Source organism: Pseudomonas sp., assembly GCF_050739935.1.
Lineage (GTDB): Bacteria > Pseudomonadota > Gammaproteobacteria > Pseudomonadales > Pseudomonadaceae > Aquipseudomonas.
Window position 1 is genome coordinate 20,947 of the sequence record NZ_JBOICF010000090.1, and the last position, 12,888, is coordinate 33,834.

A 12,888-nucleotide genomic window follows, 5' to 3' on the forward strand; every position below is an offset into this window, starting at 1 on the left:
TGAAACCCCTGAGGTATTTATGAGTACCAACCTCGACCAGCTCACCGATTGGTTGAAAGAACACAGGATTACCGAAGTCGAGTGCATGATCTCCGACCTGACCGGTATCACGCGGGGCAAGATTTCTCCGACCAACAAGTTCATTGCCGAAAAGGGCATGCGCTTGCCGGAAAGCGTATTGCTCCAGACCGTGACCGGGGATTACGTCGAAGACGACATTTATTACGAGTTGCTGGACCCCGCAGACATCGACATGTTCTGCCGTCCTGACCAGAACGCGGTGTACCTGGTCCCCTGGGCCATCGAGCCCACTGCGCAGGTGATTCACGACACCTACGACAAGCAAGGCAACCCCATCGAGCTGTCGCCGCGCAACGTGCTCAAGAAAGTCCTCAAGCTCTACGCCGATCAAGGCTGGCAGCCCATCGTCGCGCCTGAGATGGAGTTCTACCTGACCAAGCGCAGCGACGACCCGGATTATCCATTGCAACCGCCGGTTGGCCGTTCGGGGCGTCCGGAAACCGGTCGCCAGTCCTTCTCCATTGAAGCCGCGAACGAATTCGACCCGTTATTCGAAGACGTCTACGACTGGTGCGAACTGCAGAACCTGGATCTGGACACGTTGATTCACGAAGACGGCACGGCGCAGATGGAGATCAACTTCCGTCACGGCGACGCCCTGTCGCTGGCCGACCAGATTCTGGTGTTCAAGCGCACCATGCGCGAAGCGGCGCTCAAGCATGAAGTGGCCGCGACCTTCATGGCCAAGCCCATGACCGGCGAGCCTGGCAGCGCCATGCACCTGCATCAGAGCATCATCGACATCGAGACCGGGAAGAACATCTTCTCCAATGAAGACGGGACCATGAGCCAGCTGTTCCTGCAGCACATCGGTGGCCTGCAAAAGCTGATCCCCGAGCTCTTGCCGCTGTTCGCGCCCAACGTCAATTCGTTCCGCCGCTTTCTGCCCGATACCTCGGCGCCGGTGAACGTGGAGTGGGGCGAAGAAAACCGTACCGTCGGCCTGCGCGTCCCCGATGCGACCCCGCAGAACCGCCGGGTTGAAAACCGACTGCCTGGCGCCGATGCCAACCCGTATCTGGCGATCGCCGCGAGCCTGTTGTGCGGATTCGTCGGCATGGTCGAGGGCCTCAACCCAAGTGCGCCGGTCGTGGGCCGCGGTTACGAGCGCCGCAACCTGCGCCTGCCGTTAACCATCGAAGACGCACTGGAGCGGATGGAAAACAGCAAAACGGTCGAGAAATACCTCGGCAAGACATTTGTCACCGGCTACGTCGCGGTCAAGCGCGCCGAGCACGAAAACTTCAAGCGTGTGATCAGTTCGTGGGAGCGGGAATTCCTGCTCTTCGCCGTCTGACGATCCCGGGCGTCGAGTGTCTTTTTCAGGCCACAGGCGCCCGACATGCATAGCCAGTCAATGGAGTGATTCATGAGTTCCAACAACCCGCAAACCCGCGAATGGCAAGCGCTCAGCAGCGATCATCACCTGGCGCCGTTCAGCGACTTCAAACAGCTTAAAGAGAAAGGCCCGCGCATCATCACCAAGGCCAAGGGCGTTTATCTGTGGGACAGCGAAGGCAACAAGATTCTCGACGGCATGGCCGGTCTGTGGTGCGTGGCCATCGGTTATGGCCGTGACGAACTGGCCGATGCCGCCAGCCAACAGATGCGTGAACTGCCTTATTACAACCTCTTCTTCCAGACTGCGCACCCGCCTGCATTGCAACTGGCCAAGGCGATTTCCGAGATCGCCCCGGATGGCATGAACCATGTGTTCTTCACCGGTTCCGGTTCCGAAGGCAACGACACCGTGCTGCGTCTGGTCCGCCACTATTGGGCGATCAAAGGCAAGCCGAGCAAGAAAGTCATTATCAGCCGCATGAACGGCTATCACGGCTCCACCGTCGCAGGCGCAAGCCTTGGCGGCATGACCTACATGCACGAGCAGGGCGACCTGCCGATTCCGGGCATCGTGCACATCCCGCAGCCATACTGGTTCGGTGAAGGCGGCGACATGACCCCGGACGAGTTCGGCGTCTGGGCGGCCGAGCAGTTGGAAAAGAAGATTCTCGAACTGGGCGTAGACAATATCGGCGCCTTCATTGCCGAGCCGATTCAGGGCGCGGGTGGCGTGATCGTTCCGCCGGACACCTACTGGCCGAAGATCAAGGAGATCCTCGCCAGGTACGACATCCTCTTCGTCGCCGATGAGGTGATTTGTGGCTTCGGGCGTACCGGTGAGTGGTTCGGTAGCGATTTCTACGGCCTCAAGCCCGATCTGATGACCATTGCCAAGGGCCTGACCTCGGGCTACATCCCGATGGGCGGCGTGATCGTGCGCGATGAAGTGGTCAAGGTGCTCAATGAGGGCGGCGACTTCAACCACGGTTTCACCTATTCGGGTCACCCGGTGGCGGCAGCGGTGGGCCTGGAAAACATCCGGATTCTGCGCGAAGAAAAGATTGTCGAGCGAGTGAAATCGGAAACGGCACCATACTTGCAAAAGCGTTTGCGTGAGCTGAGCGATCACCCGCTGGTGGGTGAAGTTAGGGGCGTCGGCATGCTCGGCGCCATCGAGCTTGTGAAAGACAAAACCACTCGCGAGCGTTATGTCGATCGAGGTGCGGGCATGATCTGCAGGACTTTCTGCTTCAATAACGGACTGATCATGCGAGCGGTGGGTGACACGATGATCATTTCACCGCCGCTAGTGATCAGCTTCGCCGAGATCGACGAGTTGGTGGAAAAAGCACGCACATGCCTGGACCTGACACTTGAGGCATTACAACGCTGAATCTGGACTTTTAGCAGCATGGCTTGCCCGCAGTGGTGTCAGCGAAATTGCTATCGCCGGCAGGCCGGACTGTTACAGGAGAGTTCCCAGGACAGCACGTGGGTAGTGCACTAAGTGGTGGTCGTGAACGAGGGTATTGGCGTGCAGATGAAATCTTTGAAAGTTATGCAACATGGCAGGCTGCTCTGCTTGTAAGCCTGCCCAGGAAATTGCCAGACTAACGGCTGTTTTAGTCGTCGCTAACATAAAAAACACTGGAGCTGTACGCATGAAGAAATTTGGCAAAACCCTCCTCGCCTTGTCCCTGATGGGCGCAGTGGCCGCAGCTGCACACGCCGATGACAAAGTTCTGCACGTCTACAACTGGTCCGATTACATCGCGCCAAACACCATTGCCGACTTCGAAAAAGAATCCGGCATCAAAGTGGTGTACGACGTCTTCGACAGCAACGAGACGCTGGAAGCCAAATTGCTGGCTGGCAAGTCCGGTTACGACATCGTCGTACCGTCGAACAACTTCCTCGCCAAACAGATCAAAGCCGGTGTTTATCAGGAGCTGGACAAGTCCAAGCTGCCTAACTACAAAAATCTCGACCCTGCGTTGTTGAAAGCCGTGTCGGTCAGCGACCCGGACAACAAGCATGCCTTCCCTTACATGTGGGGCTCGATCGGTATCGGCTTCAATCCGGACAAGGTCAAGGCTGCGCTGGGTGCCGACGCTCCGGTCAACTCCTGGGATCTGCTGTTCAAGCCCGAGAATGCCGCCAAGCTGAAAAGCTGTGGCGTCAGCTTCCTCGATTCGCCGACCGAAATGCTGCCAGTAGCGTTGCATTACCTGGGCCTGCCAACCGACAGCCAGAAGAAAGAAGACATCAAGAAAGCTCAGGATCTGTTCCTGAAAATTCGTCCTTCGGTCACTTACTTCCACTCGTCCAAGTACATCTCGGACCTGGCCAACGGCAACATCTGCGTAGCCGTGGGCTATTCGGGTGACGTGTATCAGGCCAAGGCACGTGCTGAGGAAGCGGGTGGCAAGGTCAAGATCAGCTACAACATTCCGAAAGAGGGTGCTGGCAGCTTCTATGACATGGTCGCCATCCCTAAAGACGCGGAAAACGTCGAGGGTGCCTACAAGTTCATGAACTTCATCCTGCAACCTAAAGTGATGGCTGAAATCACTAACTCCGTTCACTTCCCGAACGGTAACAAGGCTGCAACCGAGTTCGTCGACAAGGAAATCACTTCCGACCCAGGCGTGTATCCGCCAGCGGACGTGCTGTCCAAGTTGTATGCGATTGCCGACTTGCCTGCGGCGACACAACGCGAAATGACACGCGCCTGGACCAACATCAAATCGGGCAAGTAAGCCTGGTCGAAGCGTGCCGTCAATGACGGCACGTGCACCTCAATTGTCTAGGGGTGAAAAGTCGTTGGTGATCAGTGAATGACCTGTGAGTGAGCTTGCTCACGAAGGCGGACTTTCAGACCCCAATTTGCGGTGACTGCACTGACCTCTTCGTGAGCAAGCTCACTCCCACAGGGAAGCCGCAATCTCTGGCGATCGAGGCAAGAAATAAAAAGTTTTTTGCGAGCAGCGTTCATCGAGGGTAAGTTGCGCGCCGGAATTGTCACAGGCAGTCGTTACTGTCGTCGGCCAGGGCAACAGGCCCACCTACTAAAAAAGGACTGCAAACGTGTCTATTTCTTTGTTTTCCAAAAGCTTGCTGCTGGGCGCTGGGCTAACGCTCGCCGTCGGCGCCTACGCGGATTCCACCGTCCGCATTTATAACTGGTCCGATTACATTGGCACCACGACCCTGGCGGATTTCGAATCCACCACCGGAATCAAGACCAAATACGATGTCTTCGACTCCAACGAAACCCTGGAAGGCAAGCTGCTCGCCGGTCGCACCGGTTATGACGTAGTGGTGCCCTCCAATCACTTCCTTGGCAAACAGATCAAGGCCGGTGCGTTCCAGAAACTCGATAAATCGCAACTCCCCAATTATTCCAATCTCGACCCTGAGCTGATGAAGCGCCTGGAGAAAAATGATCCGGGCAATCAGTACGCCGTACCGTACCTGTGGGGCACCAACGGCATCGGCTACAACGTCGACAAGATCAAGCAAGTTCTGGGCGTCGACACCATTGACTCCTGGGCCGTGCTGTTCGAACCCGAGAACATCAAGAAGCTGCAGAAGTGCGGCGTTGCGTTCCTCGATTCGGCTGACGAGATGATGCCCGCGGTGCTGAACTATCTGGGGCTGAACCCCAACAGCACCGACGAAAAAGACTACAAGAAAGCCGAAGACAAGCTGCTGAAAGTCCGTCCTTACGTGACCTACTTCAACTCCTCCAAATACATCACGGACCTTGCCAACGGCGATATCTGCATCGCGGCCGGATTCTCCGGCGACGTGTTCCAGGCCAAGGCTCGCGCCGAAGAGGCGGGCAAGGGTGTGAACATCGCTTACTCGATCCCCAAGGAAGGCGGCAACCTGTGGTTCGACATGCTGGCAATTCCGGCTGATGCGCCAGACGTCAAGGCCGCGCACGCCTTCATCAACTACATCCTCAAGCCTGAGGTGATCGCCAAGGTCAGCGACCAAGTCGGTTACGCCAACCCGAACCCCGCTTCGGGCGAGTTGATGGATCAGGACATTCGCAACGATGACTCGGTTTATCCATCCAAGGAAGTGCAGGGCCGCCTATACGTCAACTCCGAGTTGCCACCGAAGATCCAGCGTCTGATGACGCGCAGCTGGACCAAGATCAAATCCGGTAAATAAAGACCTGGCGCCCGACCCTATTGGTCGGACGCAAAAACAGTTGGGAGTTTCACCCATGGCAGTTGCCTCCGGCGCCTACAAAAAAGCCCTTGAGGGTGGTCAGCAACCTAAACAGGTGCTGGTCAAAATCGATCGGGTCACGAAAAAGTTCGACGAGACGGTTGCTGTGGACGATGTGTCTCTGCAGATCAACAAGGGCGAGATCTTCGCCTTGCTCGGCGGTTCCGGCTCAGGCAAATCCACACTATTGCGCATGCTTGCGGGGTTCGAGCGACCGACCGAGGGGCGAATTTTCCTCGATGGTGTCGACATCACCGACATGCCGCCGTACGAACGTCCGATCAACATGATGTTCCAGTCCTACGCGCTGTTCCCGCACATGACCGTGGCGCAGAACATCGCGTTCGGCCTGCAGCAGGACAAGCTGCCCAAGGAAGAGATCGAAGCCCGTGTGGCCGAGATGCTCAAGCTGGTACAGATGACCCAATACGCCAAGCGCAAACCGCATCAGCTGTCCGGCGGACAGCGTCAGCGTGTGGCGCTGGCGCGCTCGCTGGCCAAGAAGCCGAAACTGTTGCTACTCGATGAGCCAATGGGTGCGCTGGACAAAAAGCTGCGCTCGCAGATGCAACTGGAACTGGTGGAGATCATCGAGCGCGTCGGCGTGACCTGCGTGATGGTGACCCACGACCAGGAAGAGGCCATGACCATGGCCCAGCGTATCGCGATCATGCACCTGGGCTGGATCGCCCAGATTGGCAGCCCTGTGGATATCTATGAAACCCCGACCAGTCGCCTTGTCTGTGAATTCATCGGCAACGTCAACCTGTTCGACGGTGAAGTCATCGAGGACATGGAAGGCCACGCGCTGATCCGCAGCCCGGAGCTTGAACGTAATATCTATGTCGGCCACGGGATCAGCACCTCGGTGGAAGACAAGCACATCACCTACGCGATTCGCCCGGAAAAACTGCTCATCACTACCGAGCAGCCCACTCAGGAATACAACTGGTCGCGCGGCAAGGTGCACGACATCGCCTACCTGGGCGGCCACTCGGTGTTCTACGTGCAACTGACGTGCGGCAAGCTGGTTCAGTCCTTCGTCGCCAACGCCGAGCGCCGTGGCGCACGCCCGACCTGGGAAGATGAAGTCTACGTCTGGTGGGAAGACGACAGCGGCGTGGTACTGCGCTCATGAAAATCCGAAAAATCAAACGGGCGCTCAATCGAATAACGCCCAATGGCCGTCAGGCGGTCATTGGGGTTCCTTTCCTCTGGCTGTTCCTGTTCTTCGCGCTGCCGTTTCTGATCGTCATCAAGATCAGTTTCGCCGAAGCCGACGTCGCGATTCCGCCGTACACCGAGATCTTCACCTACGCCGAGCAGAAGCTCGACATCGTGCTCAACTTCGCCAACTACGCGTTGCTGACCGGAGACGACCTGTACATTTCGGCGTACCTGGGCTCGTTGAAGATGGCTTTCTTCAGCACCTTGCTCTGCCTGTTGATCGGCTACCCAATGGCCTACGGCATCTCCATCGCGCGCAAGGAAATGCAGACGGTGCTGTTGCTGCTGATCATGATGCCGACCTGGACGGCGATTTTGATCCGCGTTTACGCCTGGATGGGCATTCTCAGCAACAACGGTCTGCTCAACGCCTTCCTGATGTGGCTGGGCGTGATCAATGAACCGTTGCAGATCCTCAACACCAACCTCGCGGTATATATCGGCGTGGTGTATTCGTACCTGCCGTTCATGATCCTGCCGTTGTACGCCAACCTGGTGAAGCATGATCAAAGCCTGCTGGAAGCCGCATCCGACCTGGGGTCGAGCACCTTCAACAGCTTCTGGAAAATCACCGTGCCGCTGTCCAAGAACGGCATCATCGCTGGCTGCATGCTGGTGTTCATTCCGGTGGTGGGGGAGTTCGTCATCCCTGAATTGCTGGGCGGCCCCGAGACGCTGATGATTGGTAAGGTCCTGTGGCAAGAATTCTTCAACAACCGCGACTGGCCGGTGGCGTCTTCGCTGGCGGTGGTGATGCTGTTGATCCTCATCGTGCCGATCATTCTGTTCAACCGCAGCCAGGCCAAAGAACTGGAGGGCAAGGCATGAGAGGCTTCCGATTCTCGAACCTGATGTTGGTACTGGGCCTGTTGTTCATCTACGCGCCCATGGTCATTCTGGTGATCTACTCGTTCAACGCCTCCAAGCTGGTGACGGTCTGGGGCGGCTGGTCGGTGAAGTGGTACGTCGGCCTGCTCGACAACACGCAACTGATGGCCGCCGTGGCTCGCTCGCTGGAAATCGCCTGCTACACCTCGGTGGCGGCCGTTGCGCTAGGCACCATGGCGGCGTTCGTGCTAACCCGCGTCACGCGTTTCAAGGGACGTACCTTCTTCGGTGGCCTGGTCACGGCGCCTCTGGTCATGCCTGAGGTGATCACCGGCCTTTCGTTGTTGCTGCTCTTCGTGGCTATGGCGCAGTTGATCGGCTGGCCGCAGGAACGTGGCATCGTCACTATCTGGATCGCCCACACAACGTTCTGTGCGGCCTATGTGGCGGTGGTTGTGTCGGCACGTCTGCGCGAGCTGGACATGTCCATCGAAGAGGCCGCCATGGACCTTGGCGCGCGTCCGTGGAAGGTGTTCTTTCTGATCACTATCCCGATGATCGCGCCATCTTTGGCAGCGGGCGGCATGATGTCCTTCGCCCTGTCGCTGGACGATCTGGTATTGGCGAGCTTCGTCTCCGGTCCCGGTTCCACGACCTTGCCGATGGAAGTGTTCTCGGCCGTGCGTCTGGGCGTGAAGCCTGAGATCAATGCTATTGCCAGCTTGATCCTGCTGGCGGTGTCGATCGCGACATTCCTGGTCTGGTTCTTCAGCCGCCGCGCTGAAAACAACCGCAGAAAGGCCATCCAACAAGCCATTGAAGAAGCGGCGGCGGATGGCTGGAAACAACCGGATGTACGTCGGGCGAAGGTGGTTGAGCCGGTTTGATTGACGGGGGTTGTGTCTGCCGCAAACGTGCAGCACGACGCAACCCTTATAGAAGCCGGCTTGCTGGCGAAGGCGTTCTATCCGTCACCATTACCATGACTGACCTGACGCATTCGCCAGCAAGCCGGCTCCTACAGATGTTCGGCGGTGCTATTTGACCGGCACCAACCTCAACACCTCTTTGCTATTCCCCGCCACATCCCCCTCACTGAACCGCTCCGGCCTGTACTGTCCGTTGATGTAGTCCTGGGCTTGATCGGCGTAATGCTTGTCGAACAGCACGCCACTTTGCCCGACCGGGTTGATGCCCAGGGCGTGGGCGGGGTCGGCGAAGTCGATCAGGCGTCTTGTAGACGGCCCGTAGGTCACTGGCCAAGGCGCGGCGGTGATGCTTGCCGACAGATTGTTCGGCACTTCGTGGGTACCCGGGGCCGCGAAGTTGCCGACGTTGAACAACATGTCCAGCGGCGGCTGGCGGCCCAGTGGATGCTCGTGGGTCAGTGTGTGCGCCTTGCCCCAGGTCCATTCATCCGGGTTCACCCCGTACAGCGATTTGAGATGTGAGACCGCCGCGTGCCAAGCCACCTTAACCGTGTTGTCGCGGTTTTCGGGTGCGGGGGAGTTGCGATTGTTCCACCATGGCGAGCTGACGTCCGCGGCCAGCCGCGGTAGCGCCATGTCGATGACCCGCGTTGACAGTAGCGTGGCGAACATCCCGTCACCCAGCTCGTCGCGGAAGGTCTGATCGCTCAGGTTGTAGAGGAACTGGTTGAACAGCGTCGCGCCGACCGAATCCACCGGGTAATGGCCTTTCCAGGCCGCCAGACGTTCGATCAGGTCGTGCTCTTCGGGGTCGCTGATGACCCGCCGCAGCACCGGCATCAGCGGCGTGAGAATCTGCGCTGCATAGTCCGTCTTCGTCCCCAGTTGCAGCGCCTTGCTGTTGTCCAGACTCCATTTCACGGTGCTGTCGCTCAGCTGTTTGTCCAGCTGGCGACCGCGCTCGGCGAGGTTGTAATAGCCCGGAATCTCCATGCCTGTGGGAGAAACCGGCTGGAAGTTGGCCGACACGATATAGCCACGCGCGGGGTTCTCTTCCTGGGGATTGGCGCTGAAGGGGTAGAAACCGTTCTTGTCCGCCTGATCGGCGCTGCCGTCGAGGATAAAGGCCGGGTTCACCCCGACCGGGCGCTTGGGCAACTGCGCTGCCGCCCACCAGCCGATATCGCCTTTGGCGTTGGCGTAGACCACGTTCAGACCCGGCGATTGGATCTTCTCGGCAGCGCTGCGCATCTTGTCCAGCGTGTCTGCGCGGTTGGCTTCGTAGAAGCCTTGCAAAATCGGGTTCTCGGATTCAAGGAACGACCACCACATGGCGATGGGCGTGTCGGCGTGGTCCTGAATGCCGCTGGCGCTGAGGACATCATTGACGATCGGGCCGTGGGGCGATTGGCGCAACATGAAGGTGATCGGCGATTCGCCTTTGACCTTGATCTGCTCCGGGCGCGAGGTCATGTCGACCCAGGCGCCGTGATACCAGACCTGATTGGGGTTGTCGGGGTTGACCTTCTCGGCGATCAAATCAACGTCGTCGTTCTGGAACATGGTCAGGCTCCAGCCAAAATCCATGTTATGACCCAGCAGGGCAAACGGATTGAGCGCCTGAAAATGCCCATACAGTGAAAAACCCGGCGCGGACAATTGCGCTTCATACCAAACCGTGGGCACCGAGAAACGAATGTGCGGGTCGCCCGCCAGCAATGGCTTGCCGCTTTGGGTCCGGCTGCCCGATACCACCCAGGCATTGCTGCCTTCGAATTGCGGCAGGCCGGCGTCTTCCAGCGCCTGGGCACTGAGCTGCGCCAGATCGCTCAGGCCTTTCCAGTCCTTGCTGCTCAAGGCTGGCGTTGGGTGCAACGCGCCTTGGGGCTGCCAGTCCACATCGAAGACTTTAAGGTAGTCCGGCCCGAGTTGGTCGCGAACGTAGGTCAGCAGAGGCTCGGTACGAAATGCGGCGGCGAAGCTGTAGGCCAGATAGCCGCCGATGCTCAGGGTGTCCTCGGCGGTGAACGGTCGCTTGTCGATGCCTAGCACGTCGAATTCGATGGGTTTGGAGTGAGTTGCCTGATACTGGTTCACGCCGTCCAGATAGGCTTGCAGCGCCTGCCAGGCGGGGGTGTTCTTGTCCTGACGGGCGACGTATTCATCGGCGTGCTCGCGAATACGCAGACTGCGAAAGAGCTTGTCGGTGTTCACTAGCTTCGGTCCGAGCACTTCGGCCAGTTCACCACGGGCCAGTCGGCGCAGAATCTCCATCTGGAACAACCGATCCTGAGCGTGGACATAACCCAGAGCGCGATACAGATCGTCCTGATTGTCAGCCCTGATGTGCGGCACGCCGCGTTCGTCATAGCGCACGCTGACCGGCGCCTGCAGATGAGTCAGGGAAATTTCGCCATCGCGCATGGGCTGCTTGCTGTGGATATACCAGGTTCCAATGCCTGCGATCAGAATGACCACGAGGGCGATGACGGAAAGGCTGCGTTTCATCCGGCGGCTCGGAAATCAGTGAGAAGCCAGGAAGGCTACAGATTTGTCGTCAGGCTGTGTAGCGGTGCTGAAAAGTGGCTGACCCTTGCGAGCAACACCAATCCTGTGGGAGTGAGCGTGTTCATGAAGGCGTCGTGTCAGTCGCAGTGGATGTGACAGGCCTCCCGCATTCGTGAGCAAGCTCACTCCCACACGCATCAGGTTGTGTCAGTTTGTTATTGCATTAAGCTCAGCTCACGCCCTGAAGAGTCTTCCCCATGCGAATTCCATCCCGCGGCCTGGCCTTGTTGCTGGCTCTGAGCTGCTGCCACGCTTTGGCCCTCACTGGGCCGAAACCCGGCGACATCGTCGAAGTCAGTCTCGAACAGCTGCATCCGACCCAAGCGGTCATTGGCTACGATCAGGTCTATTACACGCTCGAACGCTTCGCCAAGGATCGGCAAAAGCTGTTCGATGAGATCTGCGAAAGCAACGGTCAGAGCAAGGCCAGGGCGATCAGCGAAAGCGCCGATCCACTGACGCCCGAAACCTTCGCCTGCAAGGACCAGCCGAACGCACATCCGCAGGAGATGAAAACCGTGGTTGTCGGCCCTGGCGGCCAGTTCTATCTCACGGACGGTCATCACACCTTCAGCTCGCTCTGGGAACAGCCCGGCGTCGGTTCGCAAATGAAGATGAAAGTGCGGATTACCGATGATTTCAGCGACAGCGCGGACATGGCGGCTTTCTGGACGCGGATGCAGCAGGCGCACAAGGTCTGGCTCAAGGACGGCAATGGGCAGTCGATTTCTCCCGATCAGTTGCCCGCCCATGTCGGCTTGCAGTCGATGCATAACGACATCCTGCGCAGCATGGTTTATTTCGTTCGCGGCGCGGCTTATGACAAGCCGAAGTCAGGCGATGTTTCGCCGGAATTCCTCGAGTTTTACTGGGCCGATTGGCTGCGCGGCCAGCTTGAGCTTGCTGACTTCAATTTCAGCGAACGCAGCGGTTATCACCAGGCATTGCAGGTGGCGAGTGATCTGATGGTCAAACCGCCGTTGAGCAAGTTGGTGGGCGGCGGCATGACAGCGAAACAGCTAGGCGGCTTCAAGACGGTCAAGCGCAAAGTGCTGACCAGGACCGCCGATGAAAAGCTGCCTTTGGTGATTGATTACAAAGACACGCATTGATCCTTGGGCGAGCCTGCAATAATTGTCCCAACCCGGATCAGGCTGCCCGGCGCAAACCCTGTGGGAGAGAATTCATTCGCGATCGGCTGTCGCATCCGATACATCTTCGTCGGATGGACGGGCCTCTCGCGAATGAATTCGCTCCCACAGAGGTGATCAGGCGTCCCGAAGATCGGGGTCAATCGCCTCCTGACCACGGGCAATAACATCCCACCGCCATGGTGTGCGTCACATTGACCGGTCGATCTGCCTTGAGTGCCTGAAGGATCGGTTCGATAAAGCTATTTTGCGAATTACAGACCAGCCCCTCGCTGTAAGGCCCGAAATACGCGAGGTTGCCCTGCCGGTCCCAGATCGCTCCCGCCAGGCTAGAAGTGATCCGCTTGGCGCCTGGCAGGCCGTCCAGAGGTGTGATGGCGCTCAATGTCAAAGCAGCCTTTAGTGATTGATTACAAAGACACGCATTGATCCTTGGGCGAGCCTGCAATGATTGTCCAACCCCGGATCCGCCTGCCCGGCGCAAACCTTGTGGGAGCGAATTCATTCGCGATCGGCTGTCG

10 protein-coding genes are annotated in these 12,888 nt (G+C 58.2%); 8 read left to right on the plus strand and 2 right to left on the minus strand.

Annotated features, from left to right (window positions below; translation table 11 throughout):
• The first annotated feature begins 19 nt into the window (after positions 1 to 19).
• The 7 genes from ACRER8_RS18160 (at position 20) to ACRER8_RS18190 (ending at position 8,606) form a co-directional block, all read left to right on the plus strand.
• Positions 20 to 1,378, plus strand: coding sequence for a glutamine synthetase family protein (locus ACRER8_RS18160; RefSeq protein ID WP_431747601.1), 1,359 nt, complete (start codon positions 20 to 22; stop codon positions 1,376 to 1,378).
• A gap of 72 nt (positions 1,379 to 1,450) precedes the next feature.
• A complete protein-coding gene (locus ACRER8_RS18165) occupies positions 1,451 to 2,815 on the plus strand; it encodes an aspartate aminotransferase family protein (RefSeq protein ID WP_431747602.1) in 1,365 nt (454 codons plus the stop codon).
• A 268-nt stretch (positions 2,816 to 3,083) separates the two neighbouring features.
• Positions 3,084 to 4,181, plus strand: a complete 1,098-nt coding sequence (locus tag ACRER8_RS18170) for a polyamine ABC transporter substrate-binding protein (RefSeq protein WP_431747603.1) — start codon at positions 3,084 to 3,086, stop codon at positions 4,179 to 4,181.
• A 328-nt stretch (positions 4,182 to 4,509) separates the two neighbouring features.
• Positions 4,510 to 5,604 carry a polyamine ABC transporter substrate-binding protein gene (locus ACRER8_RS18175; protein WP_431747604.1) on the plus strand — a complete coding sequence of 365 codons (1,095 nt, stop codon included), beginning with the start codon at positions 4,510 to 4,512 and terminating at the stop codon, positions 5,602 to 5,604.
• A gap of 55 nt (positions 5,605 to 5,659) precedes the next feature.
• On the plus strand, positions 5,660 to 6,802 hold the full coding sequence (potA, locus tag ACRER8_RS18180; RefSeq protein WP_431747605.1) for a polyamine ABC transporter ATP-binding protein: 1,143 nt from the start codon (positions 5,660 to 5,662) through the stop codon (positions 6,800 to 6,802).
• Entirely contained in the window at positions 6,799 to 7,719 is a 921-nt protein-coding gene (locus ACRER8_RS18185) for an ABC transporter permease subunit (RefSeq protein WP_431747606.1), read from the plus strand. The genes potA and ACRER8_RS18185 overlap by 4 nt, the downstream gene beginning before the upstream one ends.
• Positions 7,716 to 8,606, plus strand: a complete 891-nt coding sequence (locus ACRER8_RS18190; RefSeq protein WP_431747607.1) for an ABC transporter permease subunit — start codon at positions 7,716 to 7,718, stop codon at positions 8,604 to 8,606. Before ACRER8_RS18185 ends, ACRER8_RS18190 begins: the two co-directional genes overlap by 4 nt.
• A 150-nt stretch (positions 8,607 to 8,756) precedes the next feature.
• Here the strand turns inward: ACRER8_RS18190 and ACRER8_RS18195 are convergent, their stop codons facing one another.
• Complete coding sequence (locus tag ACRER8_RS18195; protein WP_431747608.1) at positions 8,757 to 11,156, minus strand: penicillin acylase family protein; 2,400 nt, start codon at positions 11,154 to 11,156, stop codon at positions 8,757 to 8,759.
• A 257-nt stretch (positions 11,157 to 11,413) separates the two neighbouring features.
• On the opposite strand from ACRER8_RS18195, the gene ACRER8_RS18200 reads away from it, so the two are divergent.
• Positions 11,414 to 12,328: a ParB/Srx family N-terminal domain-containing protein gene (locus ACRER8_RS18200; protein ID WP_431747609.1), complete on the plus strand. Its 915-nt coding sequence runs from the start codon at positions 11,414 to 11,416 to the stop codon at positions 12,326 to 12,328.
• Positions 12,329 to 12,506: 178 nt separating this feature from the next.
• Here the strand turns inward: ACRER8_RS18200 and ACRER8_RS18205 are convergent.
• A partial coding sequence (locus ACRER8_RS18205; RefSeq protein ID WP_431747610.1) for a DUF6436 domain-containing protein occupies positions 12,507 to 12,888 on the minus strand: 382 nt, incomplete at its 5' end.

What these genes read in the sequence shown, in the direction of transcription:
- potA (WP_431747605.1), top strand. Translation starts at nt 5,660, where the DNA reads ATGGCAGTTGCCTCCGGCGCCTACAAAAAAGCCCTTGAGGGTGGTCAG.
- ACRER8_RS18185 (WP_431747606.1), top strand. Translation starts at nt 6,799, where the DNA reads ATGAAAATCCGAAAAATCAAACGGGCGCTCAATCGAATAACGCCCAAT.
- ACRER8_RS18160 (WP_431747601.1), top strand. Translation starts at nt 20, where the DNA reads ATGAGTACCAACCTCGACCAGCTCACCGATTGGTTGAAAGAACACAGG.
- ACRER8_RS18165 (WP_431747602.1), top strand. Translation starts at nt 1,451, where the DNA reads ATGAGTTCCAACAACCCGCAAACCCGCGAATGGCAAGCGCTCAGCAGC.
- ACRER8_RS18190 (WP_431747607.1), top strand. Translation starts at nt 7,716, where the DNA reads ATGAGAGGCTTCCGATTCTCGAACCTGATGTTGGTACTGGGCCTGTTG.
- ACRER8_RS18195 (WP_431747608.1), bottom strand. Translation starts at nt 11,156, where the DNA reads ATGAAACGCAGCCTTTCCGTCATCGCCCTCGTGGTCATTCTGATCGCA.
- ACRER8_RS18200 (WP_431747609.1), top strand. Translation starts at nt 11,414, where the DNA reads ATGCGAATTCCATCCCGCGGCCTGGCCTTGTTGCTGGCTCTGAGCTGC.
- ACRER8_RS18170 (WP_431747603.1), top strand. Translation starts at nt 3,084, where the DNA reads ATGAAGAAATTTGGCAAAACCCTCCTCGCCTTGTCCCTGATGGGCGCA.